Raw genomic sequence first — 20,399 nt, 5'->3', positions numbered from 1 at the left:
GGGGAATTCCGCGACCACCCAGGGATGAAGCCGTGAGCGAAGAAGAATTCGTCGAGATGGGACCGATCGACTATGTGGTCATCGAGTTTCCCGGCAGTCGAATGACCGGCGAGGGCTTTCCCCTCCTGATCGACCTGGTGGACCGCGGACTCATCCGCATCCTCGACCTCCTGTTCGTGAAGAAGGAGCAGGACGGATCCGTGGTCGGCCTGGAGATCGCCGACCTGGACGGGGACGGGGTGCTCGACCTCGCCGTCTTCGAGGGCGCCTCCTCGGGCCTGCTCGGCGAGGACGACATCGCGGAGGCCGGCCAGGCGCTGGAACCCGGCAACTCCGCCGGCATCCTCGTCTACGAGAACCTGTGGGCCGCGCCCTTCGCCACGGCCCTGCGACGCGGCGGAGCCCGGATGGTCGCCTCCGGCCGCATCCCGGTACCGGCCATCCTCGCCGCCCTCGACGAGACGGACGCCGGATAGGGCGCGACCCGGCGAACGGCAGCGGCCCCGCACCGAGATGCGGGGCCGCTGCCGTTGGGAGACGAGGTGACCGTGCTGCCCGGGGGTTCTACCGGGCGTGCGCTTCGCGGCCGGGACCCACACACAGGGCCCAGATGACGAACGCGTCGATGGCGATCAGCACGATCGCCCACACCGGCTGGTACGGCAGCCACATGAAGTTGGCGATCATGGACAGGCCGGCCAGGGCGACACCGACGACGCGGGCCCACATCATGCCGCGGAACAGGGCGAGGCCCGCGATGACGACGAGGATGCCGAGGATGAGGTGGATCCAGCCCCAGCTCGTCAGGTTGAAGCTGTACGTGTAGTTGCGGGTGGTGACGAAGACGTCGTCCTTCGCGATGGCGGAGATGCCCTCGAAGATGGCCATCGCACCACCGAAGATCATCATGACCCCGGCGAACGCCGTCCAGCCGGACACCCACATTCCCGAACTGCCACCGGTGTCGCGCCGGTGCGTATCCGTCGTCGTCATCGCGAGCTCCTTGTGCGTAGACCTCACCACCGGCCGGGTGACGGCCGGTGGCCCACGATTCAGCTTGCCACGGGAATGACGGACCGGCAGATCTCGGAAACAGAGGGATATCGCTCCCGGATCGACGTGCGGAAGAGGCCCCGCGGTGCTCCAATGGAAGGGTCTGTCCGGAGCGGTCCGGCCCGGAACGCAAGCATTTTCCTCAGGCCTTGCGTACGGGGCTCGGATCCGCCCGCGCACCGGGAACACGGCGCGCGGGCGGAATTCCGTTCCGGCTCTTTCAAATGCCCTGTGCGTGAAAGGAAAACACCGTGCCAGGTCTCCTCCGCGGGGTCGCCCGCACCGCCGTGGTGGCCGGTACGGCCACCGCCGTCTCCAACCGCGTGTCACGCCGACAGGCGGGGCGCTGGGCCCAGCAGGAGGCGCCTGCCCAGGCCTACCAGGAGCCCGCGCCGGCGGCCGCGCCGCCTCCGCCGCCCGCCGACGACATGACCAGCAAGATCGACCAGCTGAAGCAGCTGGGCGACCTCAAGAACCAAGGCGTCCTCACCGAGGCGGAGTTCGAGGAGCAGAAGCGCCGCATCCTCGGCTGAGCGGTTCCCCGGCCCACCGGGCCGAACTGCCCGGCCGGATCGGCCCGTTCAGCTCACCCGGTGGCCGTTCTCCAGCTCCGCCGCTCCCGCGCCCTCCCGCTCCAGCACGTCGAGCGCCGCGACGACGCGTCGGCTCAGAACGCCGGGCAGGTAGGCGGACAGTTCCGCACGCGGCACCAGACGCCAGGACAGCAGCTCCTCCTCCTGCAGCCGGATCGCCTCGAGATCACCGTCGCCGAGGACTCCACCGTCGTACAGGTAGGCCACCAGGGGCGGGCGGCCGGGGCCCTGGACCCAGTCGACGGCCAGCAGTCGGCCCAGCTCCACGTCGAGGCCGATCTCCTCGGCCGTCTCCCGGCGCGCTCCCTGGCGCGGACTCTCGCCGTCGTCCGACTCCACCGTGCCGCCCGGAAGGCCCCAGCCCTCACGGTAGTTCGGCTCGACGAGCAGGACGCTCCCCTCGGCGTCGCGGAAGAGAGCGGCGGCCGCGGCGAGGACACGCGGCAGGCCGGCGATGTAGGCGGCGAAGTCCGAAGTGGTCATCCGGAAAGGGTAACGACACCCCGCCCGTCCTCCGGACGCGCGGCCTCATGCCGCCGTTCGCGCCTCGGCCAGTGCCACCGTGCGGGTGGCCAGCTCGCTGATGCCGACTCCGTCGAAACCGAACACCGCGCTGCGGACGGTGTCCTCCAGCGGGTCCTTCCACTGGGCGGGGACCGCCGCCGCGCCGCACAAGACGCCCGCGACGGACCCCGCGGTCGCGCCGTTCGAGTCGGTGTCCAGGCCGCCGCGGACGGTCAGCGTGACGGTCCGGGTGAAGTCGCCGTCGCCGTACAGCAGCCCGGCCGTCAGCACCGCCGCGTTCGGGACCGAGTGGATCCAGCCGAGACCCGCCGTCTCCTCGGACACCGTGGTGAGTGTGTCCTCCCAGGTCATCCGGGTCTCGTGGAGGGCGAGGACCCGGCGCACGGTGCGGGCCAGGCGGCTGCTCGCCGGGATGACGGTGAGCGCCGTGTCCAGCGCGTCCCGGACGGTCGCGGCGGTGAACGCGGCGGAGATCAGCGCCGCCGCCCACATCGCGCCGTACACGCCGTTGCCGGTGTGCGAGAGGACAGCGTCCCGGCGGGCCAGGGACGCGGCGCGGTGCGGCAGCCCCGGGCAGGTCCAGCCGTAGATGTCGGCGCGGATCAGCGCGCCGATCCACTCCTGGTACGGGTTCTCGTACGTCGCCGTCAGCGGGGGCTTCAGTCCCTGGGCGAGGTTGCGGTAGGCGGCGCGTTCCGCCGTGAACGTCTGCAGGTACGGCAGGCGCAGCAGCCACAGGTCCCCGAGCTGTTCGGTACTGAAGGAGAAGCCGTGCGTCTCCAGCAGGTGCAGGCCCAGGATGGCGTAGTCCACGTCGTCGTCCCGGACACTGCCGTGGATCCGGCCGCGCACGCACCGCTGCCACTCCGGGCGCAGCCGGAACTCCTCGCCCGGTCCGTCGCCCGCGGGCGCGGGCAGGTAGTCGGTGAGGGGCAGGGCCGAGGCCCGTCGCAGGTAGCGGTCGATGCGGTCCCGCGTCCAGTGGTCGCCCTGCTCGACCGGTTTGCCGAGCATGTTGCCCGCGATCCGGCCCAGCCAGCCCCCGAGGACGCGGTCGGCGAGTTCGGTGCCCACAGGGGTCATGGCTGGGGTCTACCCGTTTCAGGACGTCCCTGCCCGTCCCGCGCGGAGCGTTCCGTTCCGGAGGTCCCCGGCCTGGGACCGGGAGCGTGCCCGCGGGCCGTCCCGCAGGCCGGGCGGGGCATGACGGCGAGGGCTTCCTCCGGTTAAGGTCGCAGCGGCGCGACTGCCTTGACGTGTGCAAGGCCCGAAAGCAAGGGGAATGCAAGGTGGCGGACGCTGCAGTGGATCGGACCCCCCGTGTGCTCATCGCCGCGGACAAGTTCAAGGGATCGCTGACGGCCGTACAGGTCGCTGAGCGCGTGACGGCCGGACTGCGCCGGGCCGTGCCGCAGGTCGAGGTCGAGTCGCTGCCCGTGGCCGACGGCGGCGACGGCACCGTCGACGCGGCCGTCGCGGCCGGGTTCGAGCGCCGCGAGGTGCGGGTCGCCGGGCCGCTCGGCGACGAGGTGAGCGCCGCGTACGCGCTGCGCGGCGACACCGCGGTGGTGGAGATGGCCGAGGCGAGCGGGCTGCAGCGGCTTCCCGCGGGCGTCTTCGCGCCGCTGACGGCCTCGACGTACGGCTCCGGGGAACTGCTGCGGGCCGCCCTCGACGCCGGCGCGCGCACCATCGTCTTCGGCGTCGGCGGCAGCGCGACCACGGACGGCGGCGCGGGCATGCTGTCGGCGCTCGGCGCCCGCTTCCTCGACGCGGACGGAAGGCCGGTGGCACCTGGCGGCGCCGCGCTGCGGGACGTGGAGACCGCGGACCTGTCCGGCCTGGACGACCGGCTCACCGCGGTCGACCTCGTCCTCGCCAGCGACGTGGACAACCCGCTGACAGGGCCCAAGGGAGCACCCGCCGTGTACGGCCCGCAGAAGGGCGCGAGCCCCGACGACGTGGCGACGCTGGACGCCGCGCTCGCCCACTTCGCCACGGTTCTGGAGAAGGCGATCGGGCCGAAGGCCGCCGAGTACGCCGCCGCGCCCGGCGCGGGTGCCGCGGGTGGCATCGGCTACGGGGCGCTCGTCCTCGGGGCCCGCTTCCGGGCCGGTATCGAGGTCATGCTCGACGTCCTCGGATTCGCTCCCGCGCTGGAGCGGGCCACTCTGGTGATCACCGGCGAGGGGTCCCTCGACGAGCAGACCCTGCACGGCAAGGCCCCCGCCGGGGTCGCGGCCGCCGCCCGCGCCGAGGGCAAGGAGGTCGTCGCGGTCTGCGGCCGGCTCGCCCTGCGGCCGGAGGCCCTCGGCAGCGCCGGGATCCGGCGGGCCTACCCCCTCACCGAGGTCGAGCCCGACATCGCCAAGTGCATCGCCGACGCCGGCCCCCTCCTGGAGCGCGTCGCGGAGAACATCGGTCGCGACTTCCTGGCCTGAGGCCACGGGGCGCGCCGGCCACGTCACCACCACCCCGGCCGGCCGCCCCGCGGAGGACCCGCGCCGCCCCGTACCGCCCGCGCAGGCTCACGGCGTCTCACCGCGTGGCCTGCGGCGACTCGCCGTGGTGTCCACCCGCGCCGCTCTCCCCGTGGAGCCCGCGGGGGTCGCCCGTGACGTCTCGGCGGGCCGGAACCTGCCGCCCGTACCGCCTGCGGCGGCCGCTCGGCGCGGCTCAGCGTGTCGTCCCCGTCCCGGCCAGGCGGTACGCGTCCAGGGCCAGGGTCATCTCGATCAGGTCGCGGGGGCGGGCCAGGGACCGGGACGTCAGCTGTTCCAGTCGGCGCAGGCGGTTGAAGACGGTGTTCCGGTGGCAGTACAGGCGTCCCGCCGCCCGGCCCGCCGAGCCCTCGCAGGCCAGCCACATGTCCAGCGTCTCGATCAGCACGGCCCGGTCGCCGGGTTCGAGCTCCAGCAGCGCGCCGAACACGTCCGACACCAGCCGGCCCGCCAGCTCCGGCTGACTCACCACGAGGGCGGTCGCCATCCGCTGGTCGAGGCGTACGACAGCGGTCGCGTCCGGCGGGCAGGTGCGCAGCGCCAGCTCCGCCCAGCGGCGGGCCCGCCCCAGCTCGCCGAGCCCCGACACGACCGGGCTGATCCCGCCCGGACCCGAGCGCCGCCCGTCCAGCAGCCGGGCCACCGCGTCCAGGCCCTGCCCGGGGTCCAGCGCCACCACACCGATCTCGCAGTCGGCCCGCATCCGCCAGATGAACCGCAGTCCCGCGCCGAGCATCGGCCGGACACAGCCGTCCCGCCCGTCGCGCGTGTCGTGGCGCTCGGTGCGCAGGACGACGACGGCGTACGGGCCGTGCTCGGGCAGATCGAGCCCGGCCGCGGCCCGGGCCGCGAGACCCGGCGCCTCCTGCCCCTCCAGCAGCGCGTCGAGCAGGGCCTGCAACCGCTCGTCGGTGCGCCGCCGCAGCTCCCGCTCGGTCGCGAGGTAGGACTCCGAGGCGGTCGCGGCCTGCACGTCGACCGCCGACCACACCATCGTGGCGCACCGCATGAGCACGGCCAGCCGCTCCGGCTCCCGGCCGGCCGCGCTCTCCATCAGCGCGTCCCACACCAGATAGCCCGCGGAACGGTAGGCGTGCACAAGGAGTTCGAGCGGCAGCCCCTGCCGGGCCCGCCGCCGGCCGGCCTCCTCGGCGTGCTCCAGATCGCGGCGCGGTGAGTCCCGTGGCGCGGAGATCGCCTGGATACCGATGCGCATCGCGGTCTCCGCCTCCCGCCACTGCTGGTCGTGCGGCAGCACCTGCCCGTAGACGGGGGAGTACTCGGTGAGCTGCCTGATGTGCTCGTCGACGAGCTCGGGCAGCCGTTCCAGCAGAGCCACACACGACTCCGCGAGCAGTTTCCAGTCCTGACCGGTTCGCGGTCCACGCCCTCCCATGGCCGGAGGATGCCATCCCGGGAGGGGCTCGCACAGGCCCCTGACACGCGGTGTTGTGCGCGTGCACAACGGCCGGCCACCACCGCTGGGCTGCCGCCGCGATTCGGCCGCGGGCCGTGGACGGGCCGCTCCGCCGGTGCTGAGGTGAGCGCCACACCGAGCGAGAACAAGGGAGGTGCCATGGGCGGTTCCGCTCTGCTCGTCCGGGAACTGTCGGTCGGATACGGGCCCGTACGCGCACTGCGCCACGTGTCGTTGGAGGTGCCGGAGGGGACCGTCGTGACGGTCCTCGGCAGCAACGGCGCGGGCAAGTCGACGCTGCTGCGGGCCGTGTGCCGGACGCTCTCCTTCCACGGGGGAGCGGTGACCGGCGGCACGGTCACGCTGGGGGGACGGCCGCTGGACCGGCTGGCGCCGGACCGGGTGGTGGCCGCCGGGGTGTCCCAGGTCCCGGAGGGACGGCGGGTGTTCGCCCGGATGACGGTCGCGGACAACCTGCGCGCCGGGGCGCTCGGCGGCACCGGCGGCCGGGTGGACCGGGCGCGGGCCCTGCGGCGCGTGCACGACCTGTTCCCGGTGCTCGCCGAACGCGCCCAGCAGCGCGCGGGACTGCTGTCCGGAGGGGAACAGCAGATGCTCGCCGTCGGCCGGGCCCTGATGGGCGCCCCCAAGGTGCTGCTGCTCGACGAGCCCTCGCTCGGGCTCGCCCCGCTGATGGCCGCGCGGATCGCCGACACCGTGCGGGAGATCAACGAACAGGGCACCTCCGTCCTGCTCGTCGAACAGAACGCCGCCCTCGCCCTGCGGCTCGCCACCACCGCCTACGTGCTGGAGGTCGGCGAGGTGACCCTGTCGGGCGCCGCGGACGAACTCGCCGCCTCCGACGAGGTGCGCCGCCGCTATCTCGGCGTCGTCGACGAGGACGCCGCGGCCGACGGGGCGACCGCGCGCGACGGCCTTCCGTCCCTGTCCCGTTGGAAGGGGTGAGCCGCCGTGAAGGAACGCGACGGAGCGGCACCGCACGACACCACGCAGACCACCGGCGCCGCCCGGCCGGGGCCGGCGGCCGGGCCCGTCCCGGACCGCCCGTCCGGCCCGCCCGGGCACGGGCCGGAACCCGGCACCCGAGGCCCCACGGACGCCCGGGACGGCGCGGACCCCGGCATCCCGCCGCTGGAGGTCAGGGACGTGACGGTCCGGTTCGCCGGGCTGACCGCGCTCGACGCGGTCGGCTTCACCGTCAGCCCGGGCACCGTGCACGCCCTGATCGGGCCGAACGGCGCGGGCAAGTCGACCTGCTTCAACGTGCTGTCCGGTGTCTGCCGGCCCGCCGCCGGCAGTGTCAGGCTCGGCGACCAGGAACTCACCGGGCTGCCCCCGCACCGCATCGCCGGCCTCGGCGTCGCCCGCATCTTCCAGAACCTCGCCCTGCCACCGCACGCCACCGTCGAGGACTGCCTGCTGCTCGGCCGGCACCGGCTGACCCGCACCGGCTTCCTCGCCGCCGGCCTGCGGCTGCCCGCGGCGGCCCGCGAGGACCGGCGGCACCGCGAACGCGTCCGCGAGATCGCCGCGTTCGTCGGACTCGAAGGACAGCTCGGCCGGCCCGCGGGCTCCCTCCCGTACGGGCAGCAGAAACTCGCCGAGCTGGCACGGGCGCTGTGCATGGAGCCGCGGGTGCTGCTCCTCGACGAGCCAGTCGCCGGCATGACCGCCGACGAACGGCGCCGTACCGCGGCGGTCGTCGCGGGCGTCCGCGACAGCCTCGGCATCTCGATCGTCCTGGTGGAACACGACATGGGGGTGGTGATGCGGCTCGCGGACGCGGTGACCGTACTGGACTTCGGGCGCCGTATCGCCGACGGCGCCCCCGCAGACGTACAGAACGACCCGGCGGTGGTGCGGGCCTACCTGGGCGAGCGCGCCGAGCCAGAGGAGACCGCTTCATGAGCACCTTCGTCGAACTCCTGCTCAACGGCCTGTCCATGGGCTCCGTCTACGCCCTCATCGCCCTCGGCTTCGTCGTCATCTTCCGGGCCACCGAGGTCGTGAACTTCGCGCACGCCTCGCTGCTCCTCGCGGGCGGCTACGTCACCGCGACCCTCCACGACGACATCGGCTTCTGGCCCGCCCTGCTCGCCGGGGTCGCGGGCGCGGCCCTGGTGGGGGCCGCCGTGGAGTTCCTCGTGATGCGGCGCTACCGGGGCACCGACCAGAGCGTCCTCGCCATCGTCACCATCGGCGTCGACATCCTGCTCACCACCGAACTGACCCGGCGCATCGGCACGGACGTCCTGGCGATGGGCGACCCCTGGGGCAACGCCGTCCTCACCGTCGGACCGGTCTCCCTCGCGCACACCCGGATCGCCGCGTTCGTCACCGCGGCCCTGCTCATCACGGCCTTCCTGCTCGCCTTCCGCTTCACCTCCTGGGGCGTGGCCATGCGGGCCGCCGCGGAGAGCCCGGAGACCGCGGCCCTGATGGGCGTGCGGCTCGGGCGGGTGTCGCTGGGCGCCTGGGCGGTCGCGGGCGGTCTCGCCGCCGTCGCAGCGCTGTTCCTGACCGTCTTCCCGACCCCCGGGCTGGAACGCGCCACCTCGCTCGCCGCGCTCAAGGCGTTCCCCGCGGCGATCCTCGGCGGGCTCGACTCGACCACCGGCGCCCTCGTCGGCGGCCTCCTCGTCGGCGTCACCGAGTCAATGGCCACCGGCTACCAGAGCGACCTCACCTTCCTCGGGCGCGGCCTCGGCGACCTCGCGCCCTACCTCGTGATGGTCGCGATCCTGCTCATCCGGCCCGCCGGGCTGTTCGGTACGAAGGAGCTCGCCCGTGTCTGAGGTCCTCACCCGCGACGAGGCGAGCAGCGCGCCGCCGACCGCTCCGCGCCGGGCCGTCCGGCTGCCCGGCGCCCGGGGCGTGCTGGGGGCCGCGGGCGGGCTCCTGCTCCTGGCCCTCCCCTTCTATCTCGACCGGTTCTGGCTGCAGGCGGGACTGTTCGCGATGGCCGCGGCGATCGGCGCGATCGGCCTGAACCTCCTCACCGGAGCGACCGGCCAGCTCTCCATGGGCCACGCCTTCTTCCTCGCGGTCGGCGCGTACGGCTACTGCGTGTTCGCCGCCGACGGGGACGGGGGCCCGACCGGCCTGGGTCTGCCGACCTGGCTGGCGGCCGTGCTCGCCGTGGCCGTCTCCGGGATCGCCGGAGGTCTGTTCAGCCCGATCGCGGGCCGGCTGCGCGGTGCCTACCTCGGCATCGCCACGCTCGCCCTGATCTTCATCGGGCAGCACGTCCTGTTCAACGCGACGGATCTGACCGGCGGCTTCAACGGCCGCGACGTACCGCCGCTGAGCCTCTTCGGCCTCACCTTCGACGACCGCGAGGTCGTCGTCGCGGCCGTGCCCTTCGGCTCGGCGGAGAAGCTCTGGTACGCGGGTCTCGTGCTGCTCCTCGGCTGCGGGGTGTTCGCCCGCGGGGTGCTGCGCGGCCGTCCGGGGCGGGCCATGAACGCGATCCGCGACCACCGGATCGCGGCCGGGGTGATCGGCGTGCCGGTCGCCCGCTACCGCGCCGCCGTCTTCGTCCTGTCCTCGATGTACGCGGGACTGGCGGGGGTGCTGCTCGCCCTGGTCTTCCAGCGGACGGTGCCCGACTACTTCGGGATCACGCTCTCGCTCGAATACCTCGCCATGATCGTCATCGGCGGGCTCGGTTCGGTCTCGGGGGCGGTGGTGGGAGCCGTCTTCGTCTCGCTGCTGCCCCAGTTGCTCACCCGCTACAGCGACGCGCTGCCCCTGGTCTCGGACCCGGGCACCGGCGGGGTCGCACCTGGTGAGGCAGCCCGGTACCTGTACGGCGCCGCTGTGGTGGCGGTGGTGCTCTTTCTGCCGGGCGGCCTGGTCAGGGTGGCCGCCCGGCTCCGCGTCCGGCCCCGTCCCGGGGCCACAGCAGGGGAGGAACGATGAGAACGACGCATACGGCCAGGATGGCCGCCGGGGCGCTGGCCGCACTGCTCGTGCTGGCCGGCTGCAGCTCCAAGGCCAAGGACGACGACGGCGGTGACAAGCCCGCCGCCGGCGGGGTGAAGACCGGCGACGGAATCTCCGGCAAGACGATCAACCTCGGCGTGCTCACCGACATGACGGGCGTGTACGCGACACTCGGCAAGAGCGTCACCCAGGCCCAGCAGCTGTACGTGAAGCAGGTCAACGCCGACGGCGGGGTCTGCGGCTACAAGCTGGCGCTGACCGTCCGCGACCATGGCTACGACCCGCAGAAGGCCGTCTCCGGCTACACGGAGCTGGCACCGAAGGTGCTGGGCTTCACCCAGTTCATCGGCTCGCCCTTCGTGGCCGCCGTCAAACAGCGCATCGACGGCCAGGACAAGGCGCTCGTGCTGCCGCAGGCCTGGTCGGCGACGCTGCTGGGCAGCCCGTACATCCGGGTCATCGGCTCCACGTACGACATCGAGACGATCAACGCGATCGACTTCCTGATGAAGGAGAAGGGCCTCAAGAAGGGCGACAAGATCGGGCACGTGTACTTCGAGGGCGACTACGGCGAGAACGCCCTGACCGGCTCCCGGTACATGGCGAAGGAGGCAGGTCTCAAGGTCGTCGAGCAGAAGATCAAGCCGACGGACAACGACATGACCGGGCAGGTCGTCGCCCTGAAGAAGGCCGGGGTGAAGGCCATCGTGATCAGCGCGGGCCCGCGGCAGGCGGCCTCGCTCGTCGGGGTCGCGGCGGCGAGCAGGTTCGGCGTCCCGATCATCGGGAACAACTCGGCGTACGCCCCGCAGCTCCTCGCCACCCCGGCCGCCCCCGCGCTGGAGGCGAACTACTACGTGGCCTCGCCGTCCCTGCCCGTCGGGGCCGACACCCCGCAGGCGAAGAAGCTGGTCGCGGACTACAAGGCCGCCTACCCGAAGGACAGCCTGGACAACGGCGTGGTGGCCGGCTGGACGGCAGCCTCGGCGTTCGGGGAGGCACTGAAGAAGGCCTGCGCGGCCAAGGACCTCACCCGCGAGGGCGTCGACAAGGCCCTGCTGACCATCGACGCGTTCGATCCGGGCTTCGGCGTCACCCAGAACTTCAGCGACCCCAAGGCGGCCTCCTCCAAGGAGAGCGTCATCCTGCGGCCCGACAAGAGCGCCGTGGGCGGCATGAAGGTCGTCCAGGAGGCCGAGGCCTCGTCCGCCGCCCAGGGATACACCCCTGGCGCCTCCTGACCCGTCCCGCGCACGCACGAGGGCCCCGAACCGGACGGTTCGGGGCCCTCGTGACGATGTACGCGAGGCTACGGGAGCTGAGCGGCCCGTGCCTCGCGGCGGTTGTCCCGGAAGTTGTTCACCCGGCGGGCCGTGGCGAACAGCGGGATGACCGCTCCCATGACCAGCTGGAGCGCACAGCCGGTCTGCAGGAGCAGCTGACCGCTCGGGGCGTCGAACGCCCACGCGGCCAGGAGACCCATCGAGAGGACGATCCAGGAGAGCATCGCGACCGCGAGGCGGCCCCGCGGCTTCGGGTACTCGACCCGGCTCACCATCAGCCAGGCGGTGCCGATGATCGCCATGAGCGTGGCGACGAACGGCAGCTCCAGCAGCACGATGGAGACGACGGTGAGGGCTCCGAACGGGGACGGCATGCCCTGGAAGGTGCCGTCCTTGACCGTCACGCACGAGAACCGCGCCAGTCTCAGCACCACCGCCAGCAGCACCACGATGGCACCGACCGCGGCGACCCGCTGATGCGCGTCGTCCGCGACCATGCCGTAGACCAGCACGAAGTACGCCGGCGCGAGGCCGAAGCTGATCAGGTCCGACAGGTTGTCCAGCTCGGCGCCCATGGGGGAGGAGCGCAGTTTGCGGGCGACCAGACCGTCGAACAGGTCGAAGACCGCCGCGCAGAGCATCAGGATGACGGCCGTGGCCGCGCTGTTGCGGCCCATGCCGGATTCCTGGCTGCCCGTGAGGTGCGGGATCAGGATGCCGGTGGTGGTGAAGTACACCGCCATGAAACCGCACGTGGCGTTACCGAGGGTGAGGGTGTCCGCTATCGACAGACGGAGCGAGAGGGGCATCTCCTCGTCGTCGATGTCGTCGGCCTCCGGAACCCAGCCGGCCTGTGTCTCAGGATCAACCACGGTCAATTCGAGTCACCCCAGCCACGGTCTTCTGACCGACCTCCACATCGACCTCGACACCCTCGGGCAGGTAGATGTCGACGCGCGAGCCGAAGCGGATCAGACCGATCCGGTCGCCCTGTTCGACCTTGGTGCCCTGGGGGATGTACGGGACGATGCGACGAGCCACGGCGCCGGCGATCTGGATCATCTCGATGTCACCGAGCTCGGTGTCGAAGTGCCAGACGACGCGCTCGTTGTTCTCGCTCTCCTTGTTGAACGCCGGAACGAACCCGCCGGGGATGTGCTCCACCGACGTCACCGTGCCGGAGAGGGGCGCACGGTTGACGTGGACGTTGAGCGGGCTCATGAAGATCGCGACGCGGGTCCGTCCGTCCTTCCACGGCATGATGCTCTGCACCACACCGTCGGCGGGCGAGATGACCCGGCCCTGAGCGATCTCGCGCTCGGGGTCGCGGAAGAACCACAGCATCCCGGCCGCGAGCGCGGTGGCGGGTACGGCCACGGCCCGGGCCGCGCCGGAGCGGCGCGAACGGGCCAGGCTGAGTGCTGCGGTGGCGACGGTCGGGAGGAGCCACGGCGATGCTCCGCGCGCGAGGCGGACGCCGGTCCGGCTGTCGCGAGGTGCAGAGGTTTGGCTGTGGGGCATGGATGACCTTCGTAGCGGATGATGCCGCGCTCTTACGGGGGACGGCGGCTTTCACGCGATCGTACCGGTCGCCCACCACAACTGGGCAAGCCAGGAAGCGGAGTCGACGGCCGAAGAGTGTTGACGGGGTGTGATCTTCTTCGCGAAGAAAACACCCCGAACCAGGACATCTAACCCTGGAGTCGATACTCTTCGAGCAGCCTGCGGCCGATGATCATTTTCTGGATTTCGGCGGTACCTTCGCCGATCAACAGCATCGGCGCCTCGCGGTACAGGCGCTCGATCTCGTACTCCTTGGAGAAGCCGTAGCCGCCGTGGATCCGGAAAGCATCCTCCACGACCTCCTTGCAGTACTCGGAGGCGAGGTACTTCGCCATCCCTGCTTCGAGGTCGTTTCGTTCCCCGGAGTCCTTTTTGCGAGCCGCGTTCACCATCATTGCATGGGCGGCCTCGACCTTGGTAGCCATCTCGGCCAGCTTGAACTGGATGGCCTGGTGCTGGGCGATCGCCTTGCCGAAAGTGTGTCGTTGCTGGGCATACGAGACACCCAGCTCAAATGCACGCTGGGCGACACCGCAGCCACGGGCCGCGACGTTGACCCGGCCGACCTCCACTCCGTCCATCATTTGGTAAAACCCTCGGCCCGTGGTGCCGCCGAGCACACGATCGGCCGGAATGCGCAGTCCGTCCATGATGAGTTCGGTGGTGTCGACGCCCTTGTAACCCATCTTGTCGATCTTCCCGGGGATCGTGAGGCCGGGGCGGACCTCTCCGAAGCCGGGCTCCTTCTCCACCAGGAAGGTCGTCATCGACTTGTGGGGCGCCGTGCCCTCGGGGTGTCCTTCGTCACTTCGGACCAGAACGGCCACCAGCGTCGACGTCCCGCCGTTCGTCAGCCACATCTTCTGGCCGTTGAGGACGTACTCGTCGCCGTCCTTCACCGCCTTCGACGAGATCGCCGACACGTCCGAGCCGAGCGCCGGCTCCGACATCGAGAACGCGCCGCGCACCTCGCCCAGCGCCATCCGCGGCAGGAAGTGGTCCTTCTGCTCCTGCGTGCCGTGCTGCTTGAGCATGTACGCCACGATGAAGTGCGTGTTGATGATGCCGGAGACGGACATCCAGCCGCGCGCGATCTCCTCGACGCACAGCGCGTACGTCAGGAGGGACTCGCCGAGACCGCCGTACTCCTCCGGGATCATCAGGCCGAAGAGGCCGAGTTCCTTCAGGCCGTCGACGATGTCCTGCGGATACTCGTCGCGGTGCTCCAGCTCGGTCGCGACCGGAATGATCTCCTTGTCCACGAAGTCCCGGACGGTGGAGAGGATCTCCCGCTGGACGTCCGTGAGACCGGCGGTCTGGGCGAGTCGCGCCATGGCTACTTCTCCTGCTCCTTGAGCTGGGGGCGACCGGGCTGCTCGCCGCCGCGCTCCTTGATGTACGTCTCGGTGGGGACCATCACCTTGCGGCGGAAGACACAGACCAGCGTGCCGTCCTGCTTGTAGCCCTTGGTCTCGACGTACACGATCCCGCGGTCCGTCTTGGACCGGGAGGGTGTCTTGTCGAGGACCGTCGTCTCGCCGTAGATCGTGTCGCCGTGGAAGGTCGGCGCCACGTGCTTCAGCGACTCGATCTCCAGGTTGGCGATCGCCTTGCCCGACACGTCCGGTACGGACATGCCGAGGAGCAGCGAGTAGATGTAGTTCCCGACGACGACGTTGGCGCCGAAGTCGGTGGTCTTCTCCGCGTAGTTGCTGTCCAGGTGGAGCGGGTGGTGGTTCATGGTCAGCAGGCAGAACAGGTGGTCGTCGTACTCGGTGACCGTCTTGCCGGGCCAGTGCTTGTAGACCGCGCCGACCTCGAACTCCTCGTAGGTGCGTCCGAACTGCATGTGCTCAGGCCTCCGGGGCTTCGAACGTGGACGTGCGCCGCATGCCAGCGGCCCGGCCCTTGCCGGAGATGACGAGGGCCATCTTGCGGCTCGCCTCGTCGATCATCTCGTCGCCGATCATCGCCGAGCCCTTCTTGCCGCCCGCCTCGGACGTGTAGTACTCGTACGCGTCCAGGATCAGTTCGGCGTGGTCGAAGTCCTCCTGGGAGGGCGAGAAGATCTCGTTGGACGCCTCGACCTGACCCGGGTGCAGCACCCACTTGCCGTCGAAACCGAGGGCGGCGGCCCGCCGGGCGACCTCGCGGTAGCCGTCGACGTTGCGGATCTGCAGGTAGGGGCCGTCGATCGCCTGGAGGTTGTTGGCGCGGGCGGCCATCAGGATCTTCATCAGGATGTAGTGGTAGGCGTCCGCCGGGTAGCCGGGCGGCTGCTCGCCGACGACCAGCGACTTCATGTTGATCGACGCCATGAAGTCGGCCGGGCCGAAGATGATCGTCTCGACGCGCGGGGAGGCCTGCGCGATCTCGTTGACGTTGTTGAGCCCCTGGGCGTTCTCGATCTGCGCCTCGATGCCGATCCTGCCGACCTCGAAGCCCATCGTCTTCTCGATCTGCGTCAGCAGCAGGTCGAGCGCCACCACCTGCTGGGCGTCCTGGACCTTCGGCAGCATGATGCAGTCGAGGTTCTGCCCCGCGCCCTCGACGACCGTGACGACGTCGCGGTACGTCCACTCGGTGGTCCAGTCGTTGACGCGCACGACCCGCGTCTTGCCGGTCCAGTCGCCCTCGTTGAGGAACTTGACGATGGTGTGGCGGGCGTCGGGCTTGGCCAGCGGCGCGCACGCGTCCTCCAGGTCGAGGAAGACCTGGTCCGCGGGGAGCCCCTGCGCCTTCTCCAGGAAGCGGGGGTTGCTTCCCGGTACCGCGAGACAGGAGCGGCGCGGACGCAGACGGTTGACGGGCGTGGTCATGCGGGGACCTCCAGGGGGCCGAGCTTGTTCGCTTTGCGGATCTCGTCGACGATACGGCCGATGATTCCGGTGATGTCGAAGTCCTTCGGGGTGAAGACGGCGGCCACTCCCGCGGCACGCAGCTGTTCGGCGTCGGCGTTCGGGATGATCCCGCCCGCGATCACCGGGATGTCGGCGGCGCCGGCCTTGCGCAGTTTCTCCAGGACGTCCGGCACCAACTGCGCGTGCGAGCCGGACAGGATGGACAGGCCCACGGCGTGCACGTCCTCGTCGACGGCCGCGTCCACGATCTGTTCCGGGGTCAGCCGGATGCCCTGGTAGACCACTTCGAACCCGGCGTCGCGGGCCCGCACGGCGATCTGCTCGGCGCCGTTGGAGTGCCCGTCGAGGCCCGGCTTGCCCACCAGGAAGCGGAGCTTGCCGACCCCCAGGTCCCGGGCCGTCAGCTCCACCTTGCGGCGCACCAGGGCGAGTCCGGTGCCCTCGCCGGCGCTGACCGCGACGGGCGCGGACGAGACGCCGGTGGGGGCGCGGTACTCGCCGAACACCTCGCGCAGGGCACCGGACCACTCGCCGGTCGTGACGCCGGCGCGGGCGCACTCCAGGGTCGCCTCCATGAGGTTGCCGGTGCCCTCGGCGGCCGCCTTCAGCCGCTCCAGCGCCTTGCACGGGCGCGGGTGGTTGAAGGGCGGCTGGTAGCGCGTGTCCCGCCAGGTCTGGAGCGCGGAGATCGCCTGGGCCTCGACCGCGGGGTCGACCGTCATGATCGCCGCGTCCAGGTCGGCCGTGAGCGGGTTCGGCTCGGTCGACTGGAAGACGTTGACGCCGACGATCTTGTCGGTGCCGCCCTCGATACGGGCCCGGCGCTCGGCGTGCGAGGAGACGAGCTGCGACTTCAGGTAGCCCGACTCGACGGCGGCCATCGCGCCGCCCATCTCCTCGATCCGGTCCATCTCGGCCAGCGACTCCTCGACGAGGGACGCCACCTTGGCCTCGACGACGTGCGAGCCCTCGAAGATGTCCTCGTACTCCAGCAGGTCGCTCTCGTGCGCGAGGACCTGCTGGATGCGCAGCGACCACTGCTGGTCCCAGGGGCGGGGCAGGCCCAGCGCCTCGTTCCAGGCGGGCAGTTGGACAGCGCGGGCGCGGGCGTCCTTGGAGAGCGTGACGGCCAGCATCTCCAGCACGATCCGCTGGACGTTGTTCTCCGGCTGCGCCTCGGTCAGGCCGAGGGAGTTGACCTGGACGCCGTAGCGGAAACGGCGCTGCTTGGGGTTCTCGATGCCGTACCGCTCGCGGGTGATCTTGTCCCAGATCCGCCCGAACGCCCGCATCTTGCACATCTCCTCGATGAAGCGGACGCCCGCGTTCACGAAGAAGGAGATCCGGGCCACCACGTCGCCCCTGCGGTCCTCGGCGATCTGCCCGGACGCGAACACCGCGTCCAGGACGGCGATCGCGGTGGACATCGCGTACGCGATCTCCTGGACCGGTGTGGCGCCCGCCTCCTGCAGGTGGTAGCTGCAGATGTTGATCGGGTTCCACTTGGGGATGTGGTTCACCGTGTACGTGATCATGTCCGTCGTGAGACGGAGGGAGGGGACCGGCGGGAACACGTGCGTGCCCCGCGACAGGTACTCCTTCACGATGTCGTTCTGGGTGGTGCCCTGGAGCTGGGTGATGTCGGCGCCCTGCTCCTCGGCGACGACCTGATAGAGCGCCAGCAGCCACATGGCGGTGGCGTTGATGGTCATCGAGGTGTTCATCTGCTCCAGGGGGATGTCCTGGAACAGCCGGCGCATGTCACCGACGTGCGAGACCGGGACCCCGACGCGGCCCACCTCGCCGCGGGCGAGGATGTGGTCGGGGTCGTAGCCGGTCTGGGTGGGCAGGTCGAAGGCCACCGACAGGCCCGTCTGCCCCTTGGCGAGGTTGCGGCGGTACAACTCGTTGGACGCCTCGGCGGTGGAGTGTCCGGCGTACGTGCGCATGAGCCACGGCCGGTCCTTCTCCGCCCTCGCCGGGGCGGGCTGACGCTCGGTCATGGCGGACCTCAGACGTTCCGGAAGCGGTTGATGGCGTCGATGTGCCGGGCACGCTTCTCCTCGTCGCGCACGCCCAGGCCCTCCTGGGGTGCCAGCGCGAGCACGCCGACCTTGCCCTGGTGGAGGTTGCGGTGCACGTCGTAGGCGGCCTGCCCGGTGTCCTCCAGGGAGTAGACCTTGGAGAGCGTGGGGTGGATCTTGCCCTTGGCGACGAGCCGGTTGGCCTCCCAGGCCTCGCGGTAGTTCGCGAAGTGCGAGCCGATGATCCGCTTGAGCGACATCCACAGGTAGCGGTTGTCGTACTCGTGGTTGTAGCCCGAGGTCGAGGCACAGGTGACGATGGTGCCGCCCTTGCGGGTGACGTAGACGCTCGCGCCGAAGGTCTCGCGGCCCGGGTGCTCGAAGACGATGTCCACGTCCTCGCCGCCGGTCAGCTCGCGGATCCGCTTGCCGAAGCGCTTCCACTCCTTGGGGTCCTGGTTGTGCTCGTCCTTCCAGAACTTGAAGCCCTCGGCGTTGCGGTCGATGATCGCCTCGGCGCCCATCTTCCGGCAGATCTCCGCCTTCTGGTCACTGGAGACGACACAGATCGGGTTGGCGCCGCCGGCCAGCGCGAACTGCGTCGCGTACGAGCCGAGTCCACCGCTCGCGCCCCAGATCAGCACGTTGTCGCCCTGCTTCATGCCGGCGCCGTTGCGGGACACCAGCTGCCGGTACGCGGTGGAGTTCACCAGCCCGGGGGCGGCGGCCTCCTCCCAGCTCAGGTGGTCCGGCTTCGGCATCAGCTGGTTGGACTTGACGAGCGCGATCTCGGCGAGGCCGCCGAAGTTGGTCTCGAAGCCCCAGATGCGCTGCTCGGGGTCGAGCATCGTGTCGTTGTGGCCGTCGGAGGACTCCAGCTCGACGGAGAGGCAGTGCGCGACGACCTCGTCCCCGGGCTTCCAGGAGTTGACTCCCGGGCCGGTGCGCAGGACGACGCCCGCGAGGTCCGAGCCGATGACGTGGTAGGGCAGGTCGTGGCGCTTGCTGAGGTCGCTGAGCCGCCCGTAGCGCTCCAGGAAGCTGAAGGTCGACACCGGCTCGAAGATCGACGTCCAGACCGAGTTGTAGTTCACGGAGGACGCCATGACGGCCACCAGGGCCTCGCCGGGGCCGAGCTCCGGCACCGGCACGTCGTCCAGGTGGATCGACTTGCGGGGGTCCTTGTCGCGGGTGCTGAGCCCGGCGAACATCTCCGCCTCGTCCTTGTGCACGGTGATCGCGCGGTAGGACTCGGGGAGCGGAAGAGCGGCGAAGTCGGCGGACGTGGCCGTCTGCGACTGGATCGCGTCCAGGATTTCCTTCACGTGGTGCCTCCGGCGATGAGCGTCCTGAGGGGAACGCTGAGGGTTACGTCGGTGCTGCTGCTGAGGGTGGGGGTGTGCCGTCGGTTCGGCGGAGGTGGTGCTGGGCAGCGCTTGGTGTGCGCGAGAGGTTGCCTGTGACGCAGGCGTCCGGGCACGCAGGCCATCGGCTTGCGGGGACAGCCGGCGTACGAAGGGTCTCTGCACGCCGGCCGCCCGGACTCCTTCAACGTATGGCACGCCGTGTCACCTGACAAGGCACGCAGTGCCAAAAGTTGCGCTCAGATGAAATCTTTACGTAACACGTGAGCGATGATCGATCAGATCAGGGCATAAAAACACCGGACGCGCTCAAAAGGAGCCCGCCCGGTGCTGAATCAACCCGTCCGGCCACTGCGGACGAGCGGTACTGCCGAAGGTGTGTAAGGGGCCGGTTACGACCGATCCTTGAGCGCCTGCTCGATGGTGCGCATCACCTGGTCCAGCGGGGCGTCCACCCGGGCCACGGTCACCAGCACGTCCCCCTCGGTGAAGGACGAGGCGGTCGCGGCCGGTCGCGGCGCGGTCTCCCGTCCCGCGCCGATGCCCGTGCCGAACGTCTTGCGGACGATGGCGAAGGCGTGGTCCAGCTGCGTCTCCACGTCGCCCTGGCCGCCCGCCCGCAGCCACCGCCGCAGGACGTGGTTGTGTGCCGTGACCACGGCCGACGCGGCGACCTCCGCGAGCAGCGGATCGTCGTTGGCGTCGTCGTCGTGCGCGTGCTCGTCGAAGTGGCCGAGGAGATAGCGCGTGAAGAGCCGCTCGTAGCGCGCCACGGAGGCGATCTCGGCCTCGCGCAGCGTCGGTACCTCGCGGGTCAGCTTGTAGCGGGAGACGGAGATCTCCGGCTGCGCCGCGTACATCCGCATGACTTCCTTGATGCCGCGGCACACGGTGTCGAGCGGATGCTCGTGCGCCGGCGCCGCGTTGAGCACCGCCTCGGCCCGGATCAGGGTGTCGTCGTGGTCGGGGAAGATCGCCTCTTCCTTGGAACGGAAGTGGCGGAAGAAGGTGCGGCGGGCCACTCCCGCCCGGGCGGCGATCTCGTCGACGGTGGTCGCCTCGTACCCCTTGGTCGCGAACAGCTCCATGGCCGCGGCCGCCAGTTCCCGGCGCATCTTGAGCCGTTGGGCCGCCGCGCGATTGCCCGCGGCGCTCTCCGGCGGAGCGTCGGACGTGGCGGGGGTACGTGAGGACTTGGCGGGCTGGGGCATGACCCGAACGTACTGCATGTGTGCAGGAGAGCGCGCAT

Annotated in this window: 20 protein-coding genes; 8 read left to right on the top strand and 12 right to left on the bottom strand. The window is 70.8% G+C overall.

Annotated elements, in window-relative coordinates; all coding sequences use genetic code 11:
* The first annotated feature begins 56 nt into the window (after positions 1–56).
* Positions 57–476, top strand: a complete 420-nt coding sequence (locus ACIRQH_RS33920) for a DUF6325 family protein (protein WP_388876667.1) — start codon at positions 57–59, stop codon at positions 474–476.
* Between the two features lie 88 nt (positions 477–564).
* Here the strand turns inward: ACIRQH_RS33920 and ACIRQH_RS33915 are convergent, their stop codons facing one another.
* Positions 565–993 (bottom strand): hypothetical protein, encoded by a 429-nt coding sequence (locus ACIRQH_RS33915; RefSeq protein WP_388876562.1) that lies wholly within the window; start codon positions 991–993, stop codon positions 565–567.
* A gap of 311 nt (positions 994–1,304) precedes the next feature.
* Here ACIRQH_RS33915 and ACIRQH_RS33910 point away from each other — a divergent pair, with 311 nt between their 5' ends.
* Positions 1,305–1,586, top strand: a complete 282-nt coding sequence (locus ACIRQH_RS33910) for an SHOCT domain-containing protein (RefSeq protein WP_404228618.1) — start codon at positions 1,305–1,307, stop codon at positions 1,584–1,586.
* 48 nt (positions 1,587–1,634) lie between these two features.
* Here ACIRQH_RS33910 and ACIRQH_RS33905 read toward each other — a convergent pair whose 3' ends face one another.
* Positions 1,635–2,129: an NUDIX hydrolase gene (locus ACIRQH_RS33905; RefSeq protein WP_358820156.1), complete on the bottom strand. Its 495-nt coding sequence runs from the start codon at positions 2,127–2,129 to the stop codon at positions 1,635–1,637.
* A 45-nt stretch (positions 2,130–2,174) separates the two neighbouring features.
* A complete protein-coding gene (locus tag ACIRQH_RS33900; RefSeq protein WP_404228613.1) occupies positions 2,175–3,254 on the bottom strand; it encodes an ADP-ribosylglycohydrolase family protein in 1,080 nt (359 codons plus the stop codon).
* 206 nt (positions 3,255–3,460) lie between these two features.
* On the opposite strand from ACIRQH_RS33900, the gene ACIRQH_RS33895 reads away from it, so the two are divergent.
* On the top strand, positions 3,461–4,612 hold the full coding sequence (locus tag ACIRQH_RS33895; protein WP_388876550.1) for a glycerate kinase: 1,152 nt from the start codon (positions 3,461–3,463) through the stop codon (positions 4,610–4,612).
* Between the two features lie 235 nt (positions 4,613–4,847).
* Here the strand turns inward: ACIRQH_RS33895 and ACIRQH_RS33890 are convergent, their stop codons facing one another.
* On the bottom strand, positions 4,848–6,068 hold the full coding sequence (locus ACIRQH_RS33890) for a PucR family transcriptional regulator (RefSeq protein WP_388876547.1): 1,221 nt from the start codon (positions 6,066–6,068) through the stop codon (positions 4,848–4,850).
* A 180-nt stretch (positions 6,069–6,248) separates the two neighbouring features.
* Here ACIRQH_RS33890 and ACIRQH_RS33885 point away from each other — a divergent pair, with 180 nt between their 5' ends.
* The 5 genes from ACIRQH_RS33885 (at position 6,249) to ACIRQH_RS33865 (ending at position 11,296) form a co-directional block, all read left to right on the top strand.
* Positions 6,249–7,055 (top strand): ABC transporter ATP-binding protein, encoded by an 807-nt coding sequence (locus ACIRQH_RS33885; protein WP_358820152.1) that lies wholly within the window; start codon positions 6,249–6,251, stop codon positions 7,053–7,055.
* Positions 7,056–7,232: 177 nt separating this feature from the next.
* A complete protein-coding gene (locus ACIRQH_RS33880) occupies positions 7,233–8,018 on the top strand; it encodes an ABC transporter ATP-binding protein (protein WP_358820164.1) in 786 nt (261 codons plus the stop codon).
* Positions 8,015–8,905: a branched-chain amino acid ABC transporter permease gene (locus tag ACIRQH_RS33875; RefSeq protein WP_358820151.1), complete on the top strand. Its 891-nt coding sequence runs from the start codon at positions 8,015–8,017 to the stop codon at positions 8,903–8,905. Before ACIRQH_RS33880 ends, ACIRQH_RS33875 begins: the two co-directional genes overlap by 4 nt.
* The gene (locus ACIRQH_RS33870; protein WP_404228610.1) at positions 8,898–10,031 is read left to right on the top strand and encodes a branched-chain amino acid ABC transporter permease; all 1,134 of its coding nucleotides are present in this window, start codon (positions 8,898–8,900) and stop codon (positions 10,029–10,031) included. The genes ACIRQH_RS33875 and ACIRQH_RS33870 overlap by 8 nt, the downstream gene beginning before the upstream one ends.
* Positions 10,028–11,296: an ABC transporter substrate-binding protein gene (locus tag ACIRQH_RS33865; protein ID WP_404228608.1), complete on the top strand. Its 1,269-nt coding sequence runs from the start codon at positions 10,028–10,030 to the stop codon at positions 11,294–11,296. Before ACIRQH_RS33870 ends, ACIRQH_RS33865 begins: the two co-directional genes overlap by 4 nt.
* 68 nt (positions 11,297–11,364) lie before the next feature.
* On the opposite strand, the gene pssA is transcribed toward ACIRQH_RS33865, so the two are convergent.
* The 8 genes from pssA to ACIRQH_RS33825 all read right to left on the bottom strand — a co-directional run bounded on the left by pssA (position 11,365) and on the right by ACIRQH_RS33825 (position 20,361).
* Positions 11,365–12,147 (bottom strand): CDP-diacylglycerol--serine O-phosphatidyltransferase, encoded by a 783-nt coding sequence (gene pssA / locus ACIRQH_RS33860; protein WP_355874302.1) that lies wholly within the window; start codon positions 12,145–12,147, stop codon positions 11,365–11,367.
* A gap of 55 nt (positions 12,148–12,202) precedes the next feature.
* The gene (locus ACIRQH_RS33855) at positions 12,203–12,859 is read right to left on the bottom strand and encodes a phosphatidylserine decarboxylase (RefSeq protein ID WP_081220193.1); all 657 of its coding nucleotides are present in this window, start codon (positions 12,857–12,859) and stop codon (positions 12,203–12,205) included.
* Positions 12,860–13,029: 170 nt separating this feature from the next.
* Positions 13,030–14,235 (bottom strand): acyl-CoA dehydrogenase family protein, encoded by a 1,206-nt coding sequence (locus ACIRQH_RS33850; protein WP_081220194.1) that lies wholly within the window; start codon positions 14,233–14,235, stop codon positions 13,030–13,032.
* Positions 14,236–14,237: 2 nt separating this feature from the next.
* The gene (locus ACIRQH_RS33845) at positions 14,238–14,750 is read right to left on the bottom strand and encodes a MaoC family dehydratase (RefSeq protein WP_358820149.1); all 513 of its coding nucleotides are present in this window, start codon (positions 14,748–14,750) and stop codon (positions 14,238–14,240) included.
* Between the two features lie 4 nt (positions 14,751–14,754).
* A complete protein-coding gene (locus ACIRQH_RS33840; RefSeq protein WP_358820148.1) occupies positions 14,755–15,720 on the bottom strand; it encodes a CoA ester lyase in 966 nt (321 codons plus the stop codon).
* Positions 15,717–17,765, bottom strand: coding sequence for a protein meaA (locus ACIRQH_RS33835; RefSeq protein ID WP_358820147.1), 2,049 nt, complete (start codon positions 17,763–17,765; stop codon positions 15,717–15,719). Before ACIRQH_RS33835 ends, ACIRQH_RS33840 begins: the two co-directional genes overlap by 4 nt.
* Positions 17,766–17,773: 8 nt before the next feature.
* Complete coding sequence (ccrA, locus tag ACIRQH_RS33830) at positions 17,774–19,111, bottom strand: crotonyl-CoA carboxylase/reductase (protein ID WP_388876535.1); 1,338 nt, start codon at positions 19,109–19,111, stop codon at positions 17,774–17,776.
* Between the two features lie 431 nt (positions 19,112–19,542).
* The gene (locus ACIRQH_RS33825; RefSeq protein WP_388876532.1) at positions 19,543–20,361 is read right to left on the bottom strand and encodes a TetR family transcriptional regulator; all 819 of its coding nucleotides are present in this window, start codon (positions 20,359–20,361) and stop codon (positions 19,543–19,545) included.
* Positions 20,362–20,399 lie beyond the last annotated feature (38 nt).

The sequence above is a fragment of the Streptomyces sp. NPDC102279 genome, assembly GCF_044766365.1.
In the GTDB taxonomy this organism is placed as follows: Bacteria; Actinomycetota; Actinomycetes; order Streptomycetales; family Streptomycetaceae; genus Streptomyces.
The sequence above is the reverse complement of the archived record's forward strand: the minus strand, read 5'-3'. Positions and strand labels throughout refer to the sequence as shown.

What these genes read in the sequence shown, in the direction of transcription:
- ACIRQH_RS33825 (WP_388876532.1), bottom strand. Translation starts at nt 20,361, where the DNA reads ATGCCCCAGCCCGCCAAGTCCTCACGTACCCCCGCCACGTCCGACGCT.
- ACIRQH_RS33890 (WP_388876547.1), bottom strand. Translation starts at nt 6,068, where the DNA reads ATGGGAGGGCGTGGACCGCGAACCGGTCAGGACTGGAAACTGCTCGCG.
- ACIRQH_RS33905 (WP_358820156.1), bottom strand. Translation starts at nt 2,129, where the DNA reads ATGACCACTTCGGACTTCGCCGCCTACATCGCCGGCCTGCCGCGTGTC.
- ACIRQH_RS33920 (WP_388876667.1), top strand. Translation starts at nt 57, where the DNA reads ATGGGACCGATCGACTATGTGGTCATCGAGTTTCCCGGCAGTCGAATG.
- ACIRQH_RS33915 (WP_388876562.1), bottom strand. Translation starts at nt 993, where the DNA reads ATGACGACGACGGATACGCACCGGCGCGACACCGGTGGCAGTTCGGGA.
- ACIRQH_RS33845 (WP_358820149.1), bottom strand. Translation starts at nt 14,750, where the DNA reads ATGCAGTTCGGACGCACCTACGAGGAGTTCGAGGTCGGCGCGGTCTAC.
- ACIRQH_RS33900 (WP_404228613.1), bottom strand. Translation starts at nt 3,254, where the DNA reads ATGACCCCTGTGGGCACCGAACTCGCCGACCGCGTCCTCGGGGGCTGG.
- ACIRQH_RS33850 (WP_081220194.1), bottom strand. Translation starts at nt 14,235, where the DNA reads ATGGCGCGACTCGCCCAGACCGCCGGTCTCACGGACGTCCAGCGGGAG.
- ACIRQH_RS33855 (WP_081220193.1), bottom strand. Translation starts at nt 12,859, where the DNA reads ATGCCCCACAGCCAAACCTCTGCACCTCGCGACAGCCGGACCGGCGTC.
- ACIRQH_RS33835 (WP_358820147.1), bottom strand. Translation starts at nt 17,765, where the DNA reads ATGACCGAGCGTCAGCCCGCCCCGGCGAGGGCGGAGAAGGACCGGCCG.
- ACIRQH_RS33885 (WP_358820152.1), top strand. Translation starts at nt 6,249, where the DNA reads ATGGGCGGTTCCGCTCTGCTCGTCCGGGAACTGTCGGTCGGATACGGG.
- pssA (WP_355874302.1), bottom strand. Translation starts at nt 12,147, where the DNA reads ATGCCCCTCTCGCTCCGTCTGTCGATAGCGGACACCCTCACCCTCGGT.
- ACIRQH_RS33875 (WP_358820151.1), top strand. Translation starts at nt 8,015, where the DNA reads ATGAGCACCTTCGTCGAACTCCTGCTCAACGGCCTGTCCATGGGCTCC.
- ACIRQH_RS33865 (WP_404228608.1), top strand. Translation starts at nt 10,028, where the DNA reads ATGAGAACGACGCATACGGCCAGGATGGCCGCCGGGGCGCTGGCCGCA.
- ACIRQH_RS33840 (WP_358820148.1), bottom strand. Translation starts at nt 15,720, where the DNA reads ATGACCACGCCCGTCAACCGTCTGCGTCCGCGCCGCTCCTGTCTCGCG.